Below are 19,130 nucleotides of genomic sequence, written 5' to 3'. Positions count from 1 at the left end.
GGGCCTTTTCGATCCCGCGTTGGAGGAGGGCGTCGTGGCGGGATGGGGAACGGGCCTGGGGAGGCGAGGGGAGGGGCGGAATTGAACTCGCACGAGGGGACGCGGGGCCGGGAGGGCGTCGGTGGGGGCGGATACGGTGAGGGGATGACCTCCCTCCTCCTGGGGCCGGACTCCCGTGCGCGCTGCGCGTGGGTCGGCGACGACGCAGAATACCGCCGGTACCACGACGAGGAGTGGGGAACGCCGCTGCACGGGGACCGGGCGCTGTTCGAGAAGATGGCGCTGGAGGGTTTCCAGGCGGGACTGTCGTGGATCACGATCCTCCGCAAGCGTCCGCGGTTCCGGGAGGTGTTCGCGGGCTTCGTGCCGGAGGCGGTGGCGGCGTTCGACGACGCCGACGTGGAACGGCTGATGGCCGACACCGGCATCATCCGCAATCGTGCCAAGATCCTCGCGACGATCGGCAACGCCCGGATCGTGCAGTCGATGGCCGACGGCGAGCTCGATGCGCTGATGTGGTCGTTCGCCCCGCCGGCGACCGGAACGCGGCCCCGGTCGTTCTCCGAGGTCCCCGCGGTCACACCGGAGTCGACCGCACTGAGCACGGAGCTGCGCCGGCGCGGGTTCCGCTTCGTCGGCCCGACGACGATGTACGCGCTCATGCAGTCGGCGGGCATGGTGGACGACCACATCGAGGGGTGCTGGAAGGCCTGACGTCCCGTCGGGAAAGAGAGCAGGGCCACGGTCCCTCGCCCGATATACTCGGCACATCGGGGGATCTCCCGGCGCACGACGCCGGGTGGCTGCAGGCGCGCGGTCTCCCATCAGACCGTGAGGAGCAGGAGTGGCAACGCGCATGGCCGCGACACCGCCGACGCTGGCGGGGTACAGCTACGTGCGTCCACTCGGGTCCGGCGGGTTCGCCGACGTGTTCCTCTACGAACAGGACATGCCGCGTCGCGTCGTCGCCGTCAAGGTCCTGCTCGCGGATGCCGTGAACCCCGAGGTGCTGCAGACCTTCAACGTGGAAGCCGACATCTCGGCGCGACTGAGCGCCCACCCGTCGATCGTCACGATCTACCAGGCGTCCATCTCGGCGGACGGGCGGCCGTACTTCGCGATGGAGTACTGCCCCGACACGATGAGCGCGCGGTACAAGAAGGCCCCGCTCCCGCTCGCCGAGGTGCTCGACATCGGCGTCCGCATGGCCGGTGCGCTGGAGACCGTGCACAGGGCCGGGCTGCTGCACCGCGACATCAAGCCGTCGAACGTGCTCATCAACTCACTCGGCGCGCCCGTGCTGGCCGACTTCGGCATCGCGGCCGCCGTCATCGAGGAGGGTGAGGGCGAGACCGTCGCGATGTCCGTGCCCTGGAGCTCCCCCGAGGTCCTCCAGGAGCGCGTGTCCGGGTCCATCCCCAGCGAGGTCTGGAGCCTCGGCGCGACGCTCTACACGCTGCTCGCCGGCCGCAGCCCGTTCGAGCGCGCCGATCGCGGCTCGAACTCCCGCGATCAGCTCACGGACCGCATCATCAAGGCGCGGTACACGGCGGTGCCCGTCGCGGGCATCCCCCCGATCATCGACGAGCTCTTCGCGAGCGCCATGCACCGTGACCCGGCGAAGCGGCCGGCGAGCATGGCCGAGTTCGCGGAGAAGCTGCGCTGGGCGCAGTACGAGCTCGGCATCTCGCCGACCGCCTTCGAGGCGGCGTCGGCGGAGTGGGCCGCGGCCGCGCCGGTGAACTTCTCGGACGCGACCGTCCGCGGTCCCGTCATCACCACGGTCGCGCCCGACTCCCGGAGGGCCGCGCGTGCGGCCCGTCCGCAGGTGGCACCCCGCGAGCGGGACGACGTCCCGGCGAGCACGCGCGGCCGGACCCGGTCGCCCCTGGTCGTCGGCATCGTCGGCGCGGTGATCGGCGCGGCCGCCATCGCGGGGATCGGCACCGCGGCCCTGTTCCTCACGGGGATCCTCTGATGGCGGCAGGCAACCGCACCGGCGCCGATGCCACGACCCCACCCCGGGGCAGGCTGATCGCGCTGATCTCGGGGATCCTCGCGCTCGCGGTCGTCGTGGCACTCGCGGTGACGGCGCAGGGGTATCAGTCCCAGGAGGTGCCGCGCCTCGAGCCGGCCGTCTGGGTCATGCGCGACAGCGGACAGTACGCCCGCGTCAACACCGAGCTCGCCGAGATCGACACGGTCCGCGACGTCGACGACCCCGAGGCGGTGTGGCAGAGCGGCTCCAGTACGGTGCTCTTCGCCCAGGGGAACCGGCAGCGGTGGGACGTCGATGCGGCCAGCCCCTCCGATCTGCTCGCCGACAGCTCGGAGGAGGGCACGCCGCTCACCTCGCAGCCGACGCCCGCCGGGACGCGCGACGTGCTCTCCGCCGGGGTCTACGTGGCCTACCGGACCGACACCGGGCAGGTGTCCGTGTCGACCCTGGCCGCCGGGGCGGGGACAGCCCTCGTCGACCCGTTCGCGGAGGTCGAGGTCGAGGAGGGGGAGGACCCGCCGACCTACACCGCCGACGCGATCGGGCTCTCCCCGGACGGCCTGCTCGTCCTCTACTCCGCGGACGAGGGAGCTGTCCGCCGTTTCGACATCGACGAGCACCGCTTCCTCGGGGATGAGTCTCCGGTGGCCGATGCGCCCGAGGCGGGTGAGGGTCTGGCGATCGCGGTCGTCGGCGAGCGCTGGGCGATGCTGCAGCCGGGGTCGGGGGAGCTGTGGCTCTCCGGACGTGATGAGGTCGTCGCCCTGGACGTCGCCGAGGACGCACGCCTGCAGCGCGGGGCCGCCGAGGGCGATGCGGTGCTCGTCGCCGATTCCGACGGCCTCGTGTCCGTTGACCTCTCGTCCGGCGAGTCCGATCGCGTGGCGGAGGCGTCCGGCGTCCCCGCCGCACCGGTCTCCGTCCGCGGGGAGACCTACGCGGCCTGGCTCGACAGCGGCGGCGGGACGCTCTGGAGCGCGGGGGAGACCACCCCGCTGCAGGTCCCTGACGAGACGCTCGACGCGGCCGCCATCGAGCCGGTCTTCCAGGGGAACGGCGACCGCGCGGTGCTCGTCGAGACCGGGACGGGGCTCATCTGGACCGCTCCGGACGGCGTGCTGATCCCGCTCGAGCAGTGGAAGATCGAGGACGACACGGAGCAGCAGGAGGGCACCATCGTCGTCGAGGACGTGGCGGAGCAGCTGCCGCCGGTCGCGGTCGACGACGCGTTCGGCGTGCGCGCGGGGGAGCAGGTCATCCTGCCCGTCCTGCTGAACGATCACGATCCGAACAAGAAGGACGTCCTGACGATCGACCCCGAGTCGGTCTCGGCAGGACTCAGCGACCCTGCGTTCGGGGACCTCGCGCTCGTGGCGAACGGGCAGTCCCTGGTCGTCGATGTGAAGGCGGGCTCCGGCCAGGCGAGCTTCACCTACGCCGTGACGGACGGCGCGGCCGTCTCGCCGCCGGCGACCGTGACGCTGACGGTCGTCGATCCCGGCGTCAACTCGGCCCCGGTCTGGTGCGGCGTCGAGGCCTGCACGCAGGACTGGCCCGCGCCGCAGATCCTGGCCGGCGGCAGCACGATCGTCTCGGCGCTCTCCGGCTGGGTGGACCCCGAGGGCGATGCGTTCATCCTGAGCGACGCCTACGAGACGGACTCCTCGGCGCCGGTGATGGTGGCGCCGACGGACGACGGCCGGGTCGCGATCCGGCACACCGATCCGAACGCCGCGGACGCCGTGATCCCGATCACGGTCGTGGTGCAGGACGTGCACGGCGCGACCGCGGAGAAGACCCTCGAGGTCCAGGTCAGCGGCAGTCCCGCGCTCCAGGCATCGGCTGTCGCGGTGACCGCGCGCGTCGGCGAGCGGCAGTCCATCCGGATCTCCGATCACCTGTCCGGAGGCTCCGGGTCGTATCGCCTCCTGGACGCCGTCCAGACCGCCGCGACCGCGCAGGGCTTCGAGGTCACCCCGAACGCGGCCGCGGGCACCGTGGAGCTGACCGCGGCGAAGCCGGGCCAGTACGTGGTGACCTACACCGTGCAGGACGTCACGACCCAAGCCGAGCAGTCCGCCGTCATCCGCATCACGGCGGTCGACGGCTCCGCGGCGCTCGCCATGGCACCCCTGACCGCGTTCGTGCGCGAGGGTGAGGACACGACCGTCGATGTGCTCCGCGCCGTGCAGAACACCAGCGGACGCGTGTTGCTGCTGTCCGACGCCGTGAGCTCCACACCGCAGCTCAACGTGCGCGTGGTCGGCAACGAGAGCCTGCGGGTGAACGGCACGACCGAGGACGGAGAGCCCGGTCTGATCGGCACGGCCACCGTCACGGTCGCGGATGGCGCGGGCGGGGCGGTGCAGGGCACGGTGAGCGTGTTCCTCACCCCGCCGTCCACCGTCACCCGCCCGATCGTCTTCCCGGACGCGGTGACGGTGCGCGCCGGTTCGCTCACGCGCATCGAGGTCGCCGCGAACGACGTCGCGCCACGCGGGGAGCCGCTCCTCGTGCTCCCGGAGGTGACGGGATCCGGCGAGCCGGACGAGCTCGTGTTCGCCGACCGCAACGCTCTGCGGTACCTGGCACCGAAGACGCCCGGCACCTATCGGCTGACGTATTCGGTCTCGCTCGAACGGAACCCGTCGCTGTCCGACGACGGCGTCGTGACGGTCACGGTCGTCCCGCCCGGAACCAACCGCGCTCCCACACCGATCACCCTCACCGGTCGCGTCCTCAGCGGCCAGACGGTCACCGTCCCCGTGCCCACGACCGGGATGGACGGCGACGGGGACCGCGTGGTCCTCTCCGGCGTCGATCAGCCGAAGAAGGGCGGCGGCACGGCGACCATCTCGGCGAACGGCGAGGCGATCGTGTACCGGGCGCCGGCCGGCGGAGTGGACGGCGGACAGGTGTCGTTCCGCTACACCGTGCGCGATCCGCAGGGCGAGGAGGGCAGCGGCGCTGTCCGCATCGGCGTCCTCGACGCGGATGTCGACGACGCCGCTCCGGTGACGTTCAGCGATTACGTCCGCGTCGAGGCAGGATCCCGCACACCGGTCGTGCTGGACCCGCGCTCGAACGACCTCGACCCGGCGCAGAGCGAGCTCGAGATCACCGCGCTCGTGCCGAACGCGCCCCCGGTCAAGGGCAATCCGCTGTACGACCGGCTGAATGCGCTGATCGATTCGGACACCTCCCTGAAGGACGGCCGCGTCGTGCTGCGCGCCGGGGAGACGGCGGGGACGAACTCGTACTTCTACACCGTGAGATCGACGCGGACCGGGAGCACGGCGCAGGGCCTCATCGTGTTGACCGTCACCGAGGGCACGGTCGCCGATCAGCCGGTCATCGCGGACACCGTGCTCACGGCGCGCGACCGTGACGATCTCGCGGACGGCGGTGTCGATGTCGTGACGGACCGGGTGCGGTGGCCGTCCGGCGACGTCTCGTCCCTGCGCCTGAGCCTGTGGGGTGAACAGTCCGGATACACGGTGCGGGGCAACCGGATCATCGGGGAGGCGCCGAAGGAGGGCGCGCTGGTCCCCTTCCAGCTCACCGGCACCGCCGCGGGCGGACGGGACGTGGCCGCCTACGGCTTCCTGCGGATCCCGGCGTTCGACGATATGCAGGTCCAGCTCGTCCCCGGCGCGACACCGGTCGTCGTCGACGAGGACGCGTCCGTGTCGTTCGTGGTGCAGGACTACCTCGATCTGCCGTCGTCGGATGCCGTGGAGATCGGCTCCGGCGCCTTCACTGCTCAGCGGGCCGCAGCGTCGTGCGCGGCCGACGGTCCGCGCAAGGCGGAGTACCGCGCCGGTCGCGAGGCGCCATGGTCGGACACCTGCCTGATCCCGGTGCGCCTGGAAGGTCAGAAGCGCTGGTCCTTCGTCGACGTGCCGGTCAGCATCCGTCCCTCGGAGCCCCAGCTGCTGCTCTCCTCGATCTCGCACACGATCGCCCCAGGGGCCACCGAGAGCGTCGACCTCTACGCCAACATGGCCGCCTGGGAAGGCGGACGCGAGGGCAACGCGGGCTCCCTCGAGTACCGGATCGTGTACTCGGGGTCGGCGTTCGTCGTCACGCAGAGCGGGGCGAAGCTGACGATCGAGGCGCGCGCCGATGCACGACCCGGCAACACCGAGAACGTCAGCGTGACGGTGCCGCAGTACGGTCAGCCGTCGGCCTCCGTGCGCCTGGTCGTCGGCGCGGCCCCGCCCGACGCTCCACGGGGGGCCACCTTCACGAAGCAGTGCGTCGTCACCAGCGCCAACTGCTCGATCGACGTCGTCGACGTGGCCGGCGAGTACGACCCCTTCGACGGCAAGCCGGGCTCCGGCTTGCGGCTCATGTCGCTCGGGGCAGGCGCGCGCTGCGACGTCGCCTCCATCTCGACGACCGGCACCAAGACGATCACGGCGAGCTGGCCCCGCGGCGGCCAGGCTCCGGGAGGACAGTGCGTGATCCCGTTCGTCGTGGCCGACGCCCAGGGGCGGACCGGCACGGGAACCCTCACGCTCGACCTGCAGGGCTTCCCGCAGGCGCCGGCGAGCGTGACCACCGTGGGCTTCACCCGCTCGACCGTCGTGCTGGAGGTGTCGCTCGGGGAGGCGCGGCGCGCCCACCCCGGGGTGTCCGGCGTGACCATCCTTCAGGACGGGGCCGCAGCCAACGCCTCCTGCAGTCCGGCCGGTGCCGTGTACCGCTGCACGGTCAGCGGTCTGACCAACGGCGCCCCGCACACCTTCACGGCGGCCGCGGTCAACGCCGTCGGCACATCGGCGTCCACCTCGCCGCACACGAGCTGGGCCTACGCGGCTCCGGTGGTCGCGAACGCGACGGCCACGCCGGAGTATCGGCCTGGCGTCTCGGACCGTGGGCGCGGGGCGGTCAGGGTCTCGATCGACGCCGGCGACGACGCCGTCTCGTTCCGGATCGAGGAGACGGGCGAGGTGATCAACCGCACGGGGGCGACCACCACCGCCGACATCGCGCTCTCGCCGGGAGCGCAGACCCTCACGATCGTCCCGATCAGCCAGTTCCAGCCGCCGACCGGCGGCGGGAACGAGGGCGGCGGGTTCCGCACGTCCGTGACCGTCGCCGGCTCCGTGTACTTCGACCCGGCGGCGACACAGGCGACCGCGGTCTCCAACACGGCGGTGAACGTCTCCGGCATCGCCGCGCAGGCCAACGGCAGCGCCAAGGGCGTCCAGGTCACCTACGTGGCGTGGCGGTCCGGCAACGTCAGCTGCACCGCGAACGGGGACGGCTCGCTGTCGGTCTCCGGCGGAGAGGTGCGCTCCGAGTCCCCCTCTCTGCAGGGGTTGCGGCCGTACCAGCTGTACTACGTCAAGGCGTGCGCGTCGAACGGCTACGGTGTGGCGGAGTCGTCCCCCACGAGCGTCTTCACGTTCACGTTCGTCGACGGCCCCGGTGGCGACACCACCTACACGGTCGCGAAGGACCCGCGGCGCGACGGGAACCGCTACGACTACGGCCTGGCCTCGGCGCCGCGCATCGACGTGGAGAACGGCTTCGTGCCGCAGTACTACCTCTACGGGCAGTGGGTCGGCGACTTCGCGCTCACCCCGGATTCGTCCCCGGGTCAGGTCCGCGCACGCGCCTGCCATGCCACCCAGACCGGCTCCTGCTCCGGAGAGGTGAACATCACCGCGACGACCGCACCGACCGTCGTCAACGCCGTGTTCCAGCCCTGCATGCCCGTCGTCGAGGGTGATGTCGTGACGGTGTCCGGCGCGGCACGCGGCTCGTACATCCTCGAAGTGACGCCCCTGGTCGACACCCCCGGCACCTTCGACGTGAAGCTCACGTGGACCGGCGCCTTCGCCACCCTGACCCCCATCACGCATCGCGTCACGGGCCTGTGCCCCTGATCGCCGAGCGTCCCGACACGAATACTCTTTCCCTATGCCAGCCACCGCAGCCGCCCCCGTCACCCTTGCCCCCGAACAGGCCTCCTGGTTCGCCGAGACGTTCTCGATCCTGACCGGCAACGTCGAGCAGGCGATCCTCGGCAAGCGCCACGTGGTCGAGCTCGTGCTCGCGACCGCCGTCAGCGGAGGCCACGTCCTCCTGGAGGACTATCCAGGGACGGGCAAGACGGCGCTCGCCCGCGCCGTCGCCCAGACGGTCAACGGAACGAGCAGCCGCATCCAGTTCACGCCCGACCTGCTTCCGGGTGACGTGACCGGCATCACGGTCTACGACCAGAAGGAGGGCACGTTCGAGTTCCACGCGGGGCCCGTCTTCGCGAACATCGTGCTCGCCGATGAGATCAACCGGGCGAGCCCGAAGACCCAGTCCGCGCTGCTGGAGGTCATGGAGGAGGGCACGGTCACGGTCGACGGCGTCACCCGTGCGGTCGGCTCCCCGTTCCTCGTGATGGCGACGCAGAACCCCATCGAGCAGGGCGGCACCTACCGGCTCCCCGAGGCGCAGCTCGACCGCTTCATGATCAAGACCTCCATCGGATACCCGGACGAGGCGGCGACCATGCGCATCCTGCAGGGCGCCGGTCGCCCGAAGACGGTGCTCGACGGCATCGTGGACACCGACACGATCCTCACGATGGCGGAGATGTCGCGCGGCGTGTACGTGAACCCGCTGGTGTCGGACTACATCATGCGCATCGTCGATGCCACGCGCCGGGCGTCCGAGGTCCGTCTCGGTGCCAGTGTGCGCGGCGCCCTCGCGCTGTCCCGCCTGGTGATGACGTGGGCGGCCAAGAACGGACGCACGTTCGTCACCCCCGACGACGTGCGCGAACTCGCCGTCGTCGCCCTCGCGCACCGCCTGGTCCTCGAGCCGGAGGCCGAGTTCGACGGGGTGACGGCCGTGGCCGTCGTCGGGCAGATCCTCCTCGACGTCGAACCCCCGCGCGAGAACGGCACTGCGTGACCTTCAGCACCGAATCCCGCCTGACGCGGACGACCGCGGGCACGAGCACGTCGACGCGGACGTCCACCGTCACGCGTTACGACCGCACGCGCCGCGGTCCCGTGCGCGGCGCGGTCTTCGGCGCGCGTCGCGTCGCCCGCTCCGTGGGCCGCGCGACCAGGGCCACCGTCGGCTGGGTCCGCGAGACGGTGACCACGGCGGGCATGCTCGTGGCCGTCGCGGTGGTGCTCGGTGTGCTCGCCGGGCTGCTGTTCGGCTGGGTGGAGGCCTGGGCGGTGGCCACGATCGCGCTCGTGCTGCTGGTGGCCTGCGTCCCGTTCATCCTCGGTGCCCATGACTACCGGATCGATCTCGTGCTCGATCGCGACCGCGTCGTCGCGGGCGCCGAGATCGGCGCGACGCTGGACGTCCGCAACAACGGCGAGCGCCTCTCGCTCCCCGGTGTCGTGGACGTGCCGGTGGGCGAGGGCCTCGTCGAGGCGCACGTCCCGCTGCTGCGGCCGGGGGCGCATCATCGGGAAGAGCTGACCATCGCCGCGCACCGCCGCGGCGTCATCGACGTGGGCCCCATGACCATCACCCGCGGCGACCCGATCGGCATCCTCCGCCGCGAACTCCGGTGGCCGGACGTGCAGCGCATCCACGTGCACCCGGTGACCGTGCGGCTCCCCAGCACCAGCGCGGGACTGATCCGCGACCTCGAGGGCACGCCGAGCACCACTCTGGTGGACGCGGACCTCTCCTTCCACGCGGTGCGCGAGTACGTCGTCGGCGACTCGCCGCGCCACATCCACTGGAAGTCCACGGCGAAGACGGGCACCCTCATGGTGCGGCAGTACGAGGAGTCCCGGCACGCGCGCATCGCCGTCATCCTGGATCTCGACCCGGAGTCGTACGCCGACGACGACGAGTTCGAGAACACCGTCAGCGCGGCCGCCTCGCTGGCGCTGCAGGGTGTGCGGGACGGCAGGGACGTGCTGTTCTCGGTGAGCAACGAGATCCCGGAGCACGGCCGCGCCGAGGTGCTGTCGATCCGTACGCTGCCCACGGTCACCCCCAAGGCTCTCCTCGACGCGACCTCCACGATCGATCAGACGGCGCGGGTGATGAGGCTCGAGGCCGTCACCGCTCTCACGGCGCAGTCGTACCCCGACCTCTCGATCGGGTTCCTGCTCACCGGGTCCGTCCTGCCGATCGAGCGTCTGCGTCACGCGGCGGTGAAGCTCCCGGCAGCCGTGGAGGCCGTCGCGGTGCGCAGTGAGCTCGGCGCGCAGCCGACGATGCGGACGGCCAGGGAGCTCGCGGTGATGACTCTCGGTGCGCTGGGCGACCTCCCCCAGATGCTCGCCCGCGGAGCGCTGCGGTGAGCGCCGGCGGGCCGAAGCGCGGACGCGCGCGATCCGGACGGGGGTTCGTGCCGTCGGCGCTCCTGCTCTGGTCTCTGGGATACGTGCTGGCCGGTGTGCTCCTCGCCACGGCGGCCGCCTGGCCCGTCTACGAGTCGTCCCGAGCCCTCGCCGTCGGGATCATCGGCGGCCTCCTCGGTATCGCCGTCGCCGTCGTCGCGCGCGTCCTGCGCTGGGGAACGCTGCTCGCCGCGGTCACCGCGGCCGGCGTGTACCTGCTCGTCGCGGTGCCCCTCGCGATCCCCTCCGCCCTGACCTCCGTGCCCGCGTTCCTCGGCGGTGTGCGGGATGCGGTGCTCGGGGTCGTGCTGGGCTGGAAGCAGATGCTCACGCTGAATCCGCCGCTGGGGGAGTACCAGGCAGTCCTCATCCCCTTCCTCGTGGTGATGCTGTTCGGCTCATTCGTCGCCACGCTGCTCGTCTGGGGCGGGGGCAAGCGGGCGGCGGCGGCCGTCCCGGTGGTGGTGGCGATGAGCGTCTTCGGCATCGCCTTCGGTGTGAGCGGGACGTCCTCTCCCGTGACGGTGGCGGGAATCGAGCTCCCCGCGCCGCGCGAATGGCTGGTCGGGGTGGCGGTCTTCGTGGCGTCGCTGGTCTGGCTCGTCGGGCGCACGCGCCTGCAGCGCGCCGCCGCGCTGCGCAGCGTGGCGGCGGCGAACATCTCCCGTCGCGCGACCCCCGCCTGGCTCACCGTGCGCCGCCACCTCCTCTCGGCGGGGCTGGCCGTGGTCGCCCTGGCCGCGGGCTTCGCGATCGCCCCCGCCGCGGCCGGCTGGTCCGACCGCTCCGTGCTCCGCGACGAGATCGAACCCATGGTCGTGGTGCAGGAACAGCCGAGTCCGCTCAGCTCCTACCGGTCCTGGTTCTCCGGCGACACGCTGGACACGCCCGTGGTGCAGCTGGAGGGCGACCCCGGCGCCGTGGACCGCCTCCGCCTGGTGACCCTCGACGCGTACGACGGCGAGGACTTCCACATCGACGCCGACGACCGCTTCAGTCGTCTGCCGCGCTCCGCCCTCCCGGGCGCCGGCCGGGTGACGCTGGAGGTGACGATCGGCGACGCCTACCGCGGGATCTGGGTGCCGGCACCCGCCGGACTCGCGGAGGCGCCCGGATTCTCCGGGGAGCGTGCCGATGCGCTCGCCGACGGCTTCCATGTGAACGCCGACGGCGACACCGCGATCACCGTCGCCGATGCGTCCGGTGGCGGGGAGGGCCTCGTGCCCGGTGACCGCTACTCCGTGCTGATCGATGCGCCGGAGAAGCCCGGCGACATCACGGCCCTCCAGGGCGGCCGGTCGACCCTCGACGCCGATCGATACCCCGCGCTCGTCGAGTGGGCGGAGATGCAGGAGCAGCCGCGCACCGGCGCCGGCTACCTCGAGCTGATCGATCGCCTCCGGTCGCGGGGCTACCTGAGCCACGCGCTGCTCGAGGACGCCTCCGCTGCGGGGTGGATCGCGGCGCTCCAGGCGTCTGAGGGGTACGCGTTCGCGCCCAGCTACGCCGGACACTCGGCCGCGCGCATCGAGGAGCTGTTCACCGAGCTGACGGAGCAGGAGCGGCGGGCCGGTCCCGACGCCGACCCCGAGCTGCTCGTGTCGGCGGTCGGTGACGACGAGCAGTTCTCCGTGGCCGCGGCGCTCCTCGCGCAGCACTGGGGTCTCGAATCCCGTGTGGTGCTGGGCGCACGACTCGCGACGGCGGAGGAGGTCCCGGGGATCCCGGCCTGCACCGAGGTCTGCACCGGCGCGAACATGAGCGCCTGGGTCGAGGTGCGTGCGTCGGGCGACGAGTGGATCCCGGTCGATGCGACGCCGCAGTACGCGATGCTGCCGAGCGCCATCACCGAGGGAGAGCAGCTGCCGGAGCACCCGACCGTTCCGGAGCAGCCGCGGTCCGAGGCACTGGACCCGCCGCAGGCGCAGAGCGACGCGAACAACGACGCGCCCCCGCTGGAGGAGCCGGGCTCGGAGGTCCTCGCCTTCCTGCTGCCGATCCTCACCGGGGCCGGACTGGGTCTGCTCGCCCTGCTCCTGCTGGCCCTGCCGTTCCTCGTGCTCCTGGTCGCGAAGAGCCGACGTGCCCACGCGCGCCGCACGGCCCCGGACCCCGAGGTCCGGCTCGCCGGCGCCTGGGAGGAGCTCGCCGACGTGTACGCCGACCACGACGTCCCCATGGTCGCGCAGGGCACCCGGACGCAGCGCGCACAGTCGAGCGGTCGTGCGGCCGCGCAGCGGCTGGCCGCTCTCGTGGACCGCGCCGTCTTCGCCGAGCACCCGCCGACTCCCGACGACGCGACGGCCGCGTGGGCGATCGTGGATGCGGAGCGAGCGGAGCTGGCGAAGACGGGGACGCGGTGGCAGCGTCTGCGCACGCGTGTGCGGCCGACGTCTTTCGTCGCGAGGACGCGCTCCCTGCGTCTCCCCGGCTTCGGCGCGCGACCCACGCTCGGTACGCTCGGAGGGACCGGTTCACTGGATGACCGGAAGAAGGGGGACTCATGACCGCGCCCGCGGACTCCGGTCCGGCCACGATGCTCGCCATCATCGTCGGACTCGGCCTGCTCGTCGGCCTGGCCGTCTACGTCTGGTACGCCCTGGCGCTCTCGCGCCTGTTCCCCCGCATCGACGGGGAAGGGTGGAAGGGATGGGTGCCCGTCCTCAACGAGGCCGAGATCCTCGCCCGCGGGGGAGTGCCCGCCTGGTCGGTGGTCTTCTACTTCATCCCGCTCGTGCAGCTCTACGGCATCTACCTCAAGGTCGTCGCCACGCATCGCATCAACCGGCGGTTCGGACGGGGCGCGGGGATGACGGTCCTCGCCATCCTCCTGCCGCCCGTGTGGGCGACCATCCTCGCGTGGGGCCCGGCGCCCTATCCGGAGGGGGACCGACTCGCGGCGCTCCAGCCGGGTCCGCGCCGCAGCGCTCCGCCTTCTGCGGCTCCGGCGCGTGATGCGTCGGGCTACACGATCCCCTCCCTCGCTCCGGCGGGGAACGGATCGCCGGAGGCGCCCTCGCTGATCTTCCCGGACTACGCCGCGCCGCCCGCGGTAGCTCCGACCCCACCCCCGGGTGCCCCGCCGACCGCGGGTGCGCCGCAGGGCGAGCCCGCGGCACCGAGGTCGTTCGCGCCGCCGGTGTTCGCTCCGCCTGCCGCGCCGCCGGCTCCGTCGTCCTCGACGCCGTCTCCGTCGTTCGCACCACCGGCGCCGCCCGCGCCGTCGCCCGCGGCTGCTCCCGTTCCGCCGGCTGCGCCCGTTCCGCCGACTGCCTCGATTCCGCCTGCTGCCCCGGTTCCGCCGGCGGCGCCCGTGCTTCCGCCCGCGGTGGCTCCGACACCACCCTCCCCGGCCGCACAGCCGACGCCCTCCGCTCCCGCGCAGCCGACGACCGGCATCATGGCCGCGATGGGCGACGTACCGCCGGCCGCCCCGCAGCCCGCGCCGGCCCCTGCTCCCTCCGTGGACTCGTCGCCGAGCGAGGAGCCCGCTGCCCCCGCGCCGGCTCCGGAGGCGAACCGTGTCGTCCGACCCGTGCCGCCCTCGTTCCGCGACGGCGGTCAGCCCGAGGCCCCGCAGATGCCCACGATCCGCCCTGTTCCGTCGATGACGGCTGTGGCACCCGCGGCGGAGCAGAGCGCGCCGGCGCCTGCCCCCGCGACAGAGGCGCTCGCGGTCCCGGGCGGTCTGGTCCCCGACGTCGACAAGACCGTGGTGACACCGCGCCCGACCGACGACGACCTCGATGCCACGGTGGTGGTCGCCCGCAAGCGCGGCGTGCGGCGGGTCCTTGTGCTGGACGACGGTCGCCGGTTCTCGCTGTCCGGTGCGAGCGTCGTGATCGGCCGAAACCCCACAGGCGAGCCGGGCGAGCAGCGGCTGGCCATCCCGGACACCACGCGCACGCTGTCGAAGACTCACGCCCGCCTGGTGGTGCAGGAGGACGAGTGGCGACTGACCGACCTGCACGCCACCAACGGCGTCGTGGTGGTCGCGGACGACGGGTCGGAGACCCTCCTGGACGCCGGGGAGAGCGTGGTCGGCACCGGCCGGTTCATCCTGGGCGAAGTGGGCATGCACGTCGTCGCGGAGCGCGATTCGTGACCGTGGAATCCGTCGTCCTCCGGGTCGCAGCGCTGACCGACACCGGGCTCACGCGGACGGCCAACGAGGATGCGGTGCTCGACGCACGCCCGGTCTTCCTGGTCGCCGACGGCATGGGCGGTCACGACGCCGGTGACCGCGCCAGTGCAGCCGTCGTCGCCGCCTTCGAGCCGTTGCGGGGGCGAGCGGTCGACGTCGGCGACATCAGCGACGCTCTGAGCCGTGCCACGGCCGTGGTCGAGGCGATCGCCGCCGCGCACAAGCGCGGCGCAGGCAGCACCGTGACGGGTGTGGCCCTCGTGGAGCACGAGGGCGCGCCGCACTGGCTCGTCTTCAACGTCGGGGACTCCCGGGTCTACCGGCACCACGGCACCGAGCTGGCGCAGCTCACGATCGACCACTCCCTCGGGCAGGAGCTCGTCGATGCCGGGGAGCTCCGCCCCGAAGACCTCGCCTCGTTCTCGCGCCGCAACGTCATCACGCGGGCGGTCGGCGCTCCGGACAGCACCGCGGACAGCTGGCTCCTCCCCGTCGTCGACGGTGAGCGGCTCCTGCTGTGCTCCGACGGGCTCACCGGCGAGGTCAGCGACGAAGCCATCCGTGCGACGCTGACCATGAACGGCCGTCCCGAGACAGCGGCGGCGGCTCTGGTGCGCCGCGCGCTGCAGGGCGGCGGACGCGACAACGTCTCGGTCCTCGTGATCGACGTCGTCTCCGGCGGCGCGCGGACCCGTGCCGACGACGCGACGGGCGGACGGGCCGCGGTGTCCGCGCTCACCGACTCGATGCTCGACGGCACGACCGTCCCGGTACGGGCGCGATGAGCGACGATGAGGTCGAGGAGACCGTCATACTGACGCGGCGGGACCGCCGGCGGGCCGAAGCGGCCGCCGACCCGGTGCCCCCGGCGGCCGATGACACATCGTCCGCCGTCGACGAGGCGACCATCGTGGTGGATCGCGCGAAGACGGCTCCGGCTCCCGACCGGACCGACGATGCCGCAGTGGACGCGCCAGAAGGCACCGTCGCCGATGAGCCGGACGATGCCGGGCCCGAGGACGCCGCGGGTGAGGCCATCGACGACGCGACCGTGGTCGTCGATCGGTCCGCACCTCCGGCGGCCGACGCCCCCGAGGACGCCACCGTGGCGGTCGCGCGTCCGGCTCGACGCCTGCGGCGGAAGAAGGGTGCCGCCGCAGCGGGCGACGGCATCGCACCCGAGACCGCCGGGCCGCGGTTCACGGTCGATTCCTTCGCCGCCCCGGACGGTGCACCGGCCCCCGCGATCTACAAGCCCCGACCGGCACCCCGCACCCCCGTCGCCCCGCCCGTCGTCGTCGGGGCGGCCGCACCCACGCGGGTGGTGGAGCCCGGGCTGCCCTCCGTCGCCAAGCAGGCGCAGCGGTGGAGCGTCTTCACCCTCGCTGCGACCGTCGGCGCGAGCGTCGTGTCGGTGGCCGGTCTCGTGGTGCTGGGCTTCGTCGTCTTCGGCTGAGGAAGCAGGCGCCGTGCGGTCCTCGCTAGGGTGGGACGTCGGTGGAGGGGACGGACGGATGGATCAGGGTGTGAAGCGGTCGGCGACGACGAGCAGCACGTCGCGCAGGCCACGTGTCGCCGGCGTGTTCGCCCTTGTGTTCGGTGCTCTGACGACGATCGTCGCGATTCCCTCGCTCGTCGCGGCGGGGACCGACCCGGGATTCCTCTTCGCGGGTCTGGTGGCTCTGGTCGTCGCAGCGGTGTCGTTCCTCTTCGCCGGCTTAGCCTTCCGGTTCGTCCGGGAGCCGTCGACGACGCTCACCGCGATGACCCCACTGCTCTGGCTCGTCGCGGCGGCGCTCTTCGTCGGTGTGCTGGGCAGCATGGGGGCCTTCGTCTACGGTCAGGTCGTTCAGAACCAGCAGAGCGCGGCCGTCGGGCTGCTCCTGCTCCCGTTGGCGGGAGGTGTCATGATCACCGGTGCGGTGCTCGTGGGGGCGGTCGTCAGGGCGCGACGGGCGGCAGCCGCCGGCCGGTGAGTCGGCCTCTGACTCTCAGACCTCGGGCTCGGGGCGGTCGAGGAGGCCGCCCTGTCGTTCGACGTCGCCCGCCGCGTCGGGCGGGGACTCCCGGCGTCGCCGGAGCACGATGAGGATGCCGAGGACCCCGAGCAGGGTCGCTCCGGCGATCGCGGCGATCAGCGCCACCTCGCGGGTGAGGATGAAGGGCGGCACGCCGTGGTCGGGGTCGACGCTCACGACCGGGGGTCGCACCGCGCTCTCCGCGGTGTCGAAGAAGGGGCTGACGGGCCCGCGCGTGGTGGGGTCGGGGAGGAGCTGGATGGCGGCCGACGGCCGGATGAAGCCCCAGCCGTTCACGTCGTCGCGGTTGTCGGCATCGGCGCGGAGTGCCGTGGCCGTCAGTCGATACGCCCACCCCGCCGGAGGATCGTCCGGGTGTGCCTGGGCGACCAGCGCGGCCGCCGCGCTCACGTAGCCGGTGGCGAAGCTCGATGCCGGGGCGTCGGAGGCGAACAGGCAGTCGCCGCCGCCCGTCGCCGCGGTGAGGACATTCGCGCCGGGGGCCGTGACGCCGACCTGCGGCCCGTGGATCGAGCTGTCGGTCGCGAGGCCGTTGGCGTCGGCCGCGCTGACGCCGAGGGCCTGTTCGTAGGCCGCGGGATACCGGGCTCCGTCTTCCGCCTCGGGGTCGGAGGCCCTGTTGCCGCCGCTGGCGACGACGAGCGCTCCGACCGCAGCAGCGTGCTCTACCGCCCCGCGCAGCGCAGGCGAGTCCGTCTCCTGTGACGACGAGACGTTGATGATGTCCGCGCCGTTGTCGGCCGCCCAGTTGATGCCGTCGGCGAGGCGCTGGGCGCTCGGGCCCCACCCCTTGTCGACGTCCTGCGGCGAATCGCTGCGGAACGCGCGCACGGACAGCAGGCGCGCGTCGGGGGCGAGGCCCACGACACCGGAGCCGGAGACGGGCTGCGCCGCGATCTGCCCGGCGATGGCGGTGCCGTGCCCGGTCAGATCGCTCAAGCCGTCAGCGCGTTCCCCGTCGCCGACGAGGTTCACACCGCCGACGACGACACCGGCGAGGTGCGGGTTGCCGGCGTCGATTCCGGAGTCGACGACCGCCACCACGATGCCCTTCCCGGTGGCGAGACGGTTCGCATCCTCCGCCCCGAGGGCCGTGAGTGCCGACGGCGCCTCCGCAGCGAACACCACGGTGCCGGGCTCGCAGGCACCGGTCGCCATCGACACGATCGTCGTGGGGGCAGCCGGCGCGGCCACCGCGGCGGCCGGCGTCCCCAGCACGGCAGCACCCACCACGAGGGTGGCGAGAGCGGCACGGCGGCGCATCACTCGTCCCCGGAGCCGGGCGACTCTCTCGCGGCCTCGGTGGTCAGCGCCGGCCCGGCGGCGAAGAAGTCGATCCACGCGCTCGGCACCCGTCCGACGTCGCCCGGGGTGTAGCCGAGCTGGGCGAGCGGGCCGCTCGCCGCGTCTTCGGCCGACTCGTCCAGGACGGCGCCCGGAATGGCGTAGGCGGTGCCGGACTCGTCGACGAGAACGGCCATGCCCACCGCTTCATCGGACGGGCCGCTCGTCTGCACGAGGGCTCCGCCGCCGACGGTGACGCCGACGCGGTCGCGACCTTCCGGCAGCTCGGTGCTGGTGGACCCGAGGACGGTGCGGGCGTCGTCACCCAGGACCGCGCACGGCGTCTCGTCGGATGCGAGCGGCGTCAGCGGAAGCGTGGGCCAGTCGTCGCCACCGGCGTTCGGCACGGTGGGCACGTCGGCCACTTCCGCCGGCGACACCTCTTCCTCGTCCGTGCCGGCCTCCTGCGCACTGCCGAGCAGGTAGAGCTGGTACGCGAGCGGGCTGAGGCGCGCGAGCTCTCCGGTCGCGAGCGCGACGTAGCGCTCGTCCGCGGGGCTGCCCTGCACGTGCACGATCGTGCCCGCCGTCAGGTCGGTCCCCGGCACCTGGGCGCCGACGGCGTTCAGCCGGATCGGCTCCAGATCGGCGCCGCTCTCGAAGAGGTTGAGCCAGCGCCCGTCGACCTCGATGACGTCGCTGGTGCCGAGGCCGACCGCGCGCAACACCGCGTTGGCGTCGTCGGCGGGGACGGCGTATCGCAGGCCGCCGGCGATCACGAAGAGCTCGTCGCCACGCTGCACCACAGCGCCCGTGCCCGTCGACGGTGCCGCGATCGGCGTCCCCGACAGCGAGACGGCGGTGCCGGCGGCGTCGTCGACGCACGCCGTCCATGCCGTGTTGATCAGGGCACGCGGGGTGGGCAGGTCGTCGGGCGCGCCGAGGATGCCGATCGAGCCGCCGACCGGGATGCCGTCGAGGGCGGCCTGATCCGTGCGCACGACCTTGAACTCGCCGGCGGGGATGAGCAGGCGGGCGCTGGCGGTGTTGATGACGGGGTACAGCGTCCCCTCGACCGAGACGTAGCGGGCGCCCGTGTCGGTGGCGACGATGAGGCGGTTGTTCTGCCAGTCGCCCGGGAGGCCCGGCTGCATGATGCCCCAGAACACGCCGACGAGGATCACGCCGACGGTGAGGGCGATGCCCGCGATCACGGCGCGCAGCGGCTTGGCGGGTTCGAGCTCCTTGCCGCCGGGGGCGCCGCCGGTGAAAGCGGAGAGGAGTCGTCGTCGGCTGAAGCCCTGGGCCTCGATCAGGTCCTTCTTGGTCGCCATCGG

Annotated in this window: 12 protein-coding genes; 10 read left to right on the top strand and 2 right to left on the bottom strand. The window is 72.7% G+C overall.

From position 1 onward, the window contains the following. Window positions 1-144 precede the first annotated feature (144 nt). The 10 genes from AB0N68_RS03630 to AB0N68_RS03585 all read left to right on the top strand — a co-directional run bounded on the left by AB0N68_RS03630 (window position 145) and on the right by AB0N68_RS03585 (window position 16,446). Window positions 145-714 carry a DNA-3-methyladenine glycosylase I gene (locus AB0N68_RS03630; RefSeq protein WP_259952775.1) on the top strand — a complete coding sequence of 190 codons (570 nt, stop codon included), beginning with the start codon at window positions 145-147 and terminating at the stop codon, window positions 712-714. A gap of 130 nt (window positions 715-844) precedes the next feature. Continuing rightward, complete coding sequence (locus AB0N68_RS03625; protein WP_280569180.1) at window positions 845-1,978, top strand: serine/threonine-protein kinase; 1,134 nt, start codon at window positions 845-847, stop codon at window positions 1,976-1,978. Then, the gene (locus AB0N68_RS03620) at window positions 1,978-7,896 is read left to right on the top strand and encodes an Ig-like domain-containing protein (protein WP_280569177.1); all 5,919 of its coding nucleotides are present in this window, start codon (window positions 1,978-1,980) and stop codon (window positions 7,894-7,896) included. The genes AB0N68_RS03625 and AB0N68_RS03620 overlap by 1 nt, the downstream gene beginning before the upstream one ends. A gap of 34 nt (window positions 7,897-7,930) precedes the next feature. Next, complete coding sequence (locus AB0N68_RS03615; RefSeq protein ID WP_187663146.1) at window positions 7,931-8,920, top strand: AAA family ATPase; 990 nt, start codon at window positions 7,931-7,933, stop codon at window positions 8,918-8,920. Further along, window positions 8,917-10,287 carry a DUF58 domain-containing protein gene (locus tag AB0N68_RS03610; protein ID WP_268777671.1) on the top strand — a complete coding sequence of 457 codons (1,371 nt, stop codon included), beginning with the start codon at window positions 8,917-8,919 and terminating at the stop codon, window positions 10,285-10,287. Before AB0N68_RS03615 ends, AB0N68_RS03610 begins: the two co-directional genes overlap by 4 nt. Before the next feature lie 47 nt (window positions 10,288-10,334). Further along, on the top strand, window positions 10,335-12,833 hold the full coding sequence (locus AB0N68_RS03605) for a transglutaminase domain-containing protein (RefSeq protein WP_363332130.1): 2,499 nt from the start codon (window positions 10,335-10,337) through the stop codon (window positions 12,831-12,833). Then, a complete protein-coding gene (locus AB0N68_RS03600) occupies window positions 12,830-14,431 on the top strand; it encodes a DUF5684 domain-containing protein (protein WP_268777669.1) in 1,602 nt (533 codons plus the stop codon). Before AB0N68_RS03605 ends, AB0N68_RS03600 begins: the two co-directional genes overlap by 4 nt. Next, window positions 14,428-15,255, top strand: a complete 828-nt coding sequence (locus AB0N68_RS03595) for a PP2C family protein-serine/threonine phosphatase (RefSeq protein ID WP_280568940.1) — start codon at window positions 14,428-14,430, stop codon at window positions 15,253-15,255. The genes AB0N68_RS03600 and AB0N68_RS03595 overlap by 4 nt, the downstream gene beginning before the upstream one ends. Beyond that, window positions 15,252-15,926, top strand: a complete 675-nt coding sequence (locus AB0N68_RS03590) for a hypothetical protein (protein WP_280568938.1) — start codon at window positions 15,252-15,254, stop codon at window positions 15,924-15,926. The genes AB0N68_RS03595 and AB0N68_RS03590 overlap by 4 nt, the downstream gene beginning before the upstream one ends. Before the next feature lie 58 nt (window positions 15,927-15,984). After that, window positions 15,985-16,446 (top strand): hypothetical protein, encoded by a 462-nt coding sequence (locus AB0N68_RS03585; protein ID WP_259952766.1) that lies wholly within the window; start codon window positions 15,985-15,987, stop codon window positions 16,444-16,446. A gap of 15 nt (window positions 16,447-16,461) precedes the next feature. On the opposite strand, the gene AB0N68_RS03580 is transcribed toward AB0N68_RS03585, so the two are convergent. Both AB0N68_RS03580 and eccB read right to left on the bottom strand, forming a co-directional pair. After that, window positions 16,462-17,772 carry a S8 family serine peptidase gene (locus AB0N68_RS03580; protein ID WP_280568935.1) on the bottom strand — a complete coding sequence of 437 codons (1,311 nt, stop codon included), beginning with the start codon at window positions 17,770-17,772 and terminating at the stop codon, window positions 16,462-16,464. After that, window positions 17,772-19,127: a type VII secretion protein EccB gene (gene eccB / locus AB0N68_RS03575; RefSeq protein WP_280568932.1), complete on the bottom strand. Its 1,356-nt coding sequence runs from the start codon at window positions 19,125-19,127 to the stop codon at window positions 17,772-17,774. The genes AB0N68_RS03580 and eccB overlap by 1 nt, the downstream gene beginning before the upstream one ends. Window positions 19,128-19,130: the final 3 nt, after the last annotated feature.

This window comes from Microbacterium meiriae, from assembly GCF_040685015.1.
Taxonomy (GTDB): domain Bacteria; phylum Actinomycetota; class Actinomycetes; order Actinomycetales; family Microbacteriaceae; genus Microbacterium; species Microbacterium meiriae.
Note: the sequence above shows the minus strand (reverse complement) of the source record. Positions and strands in the feature narration are given on the sequence as shown.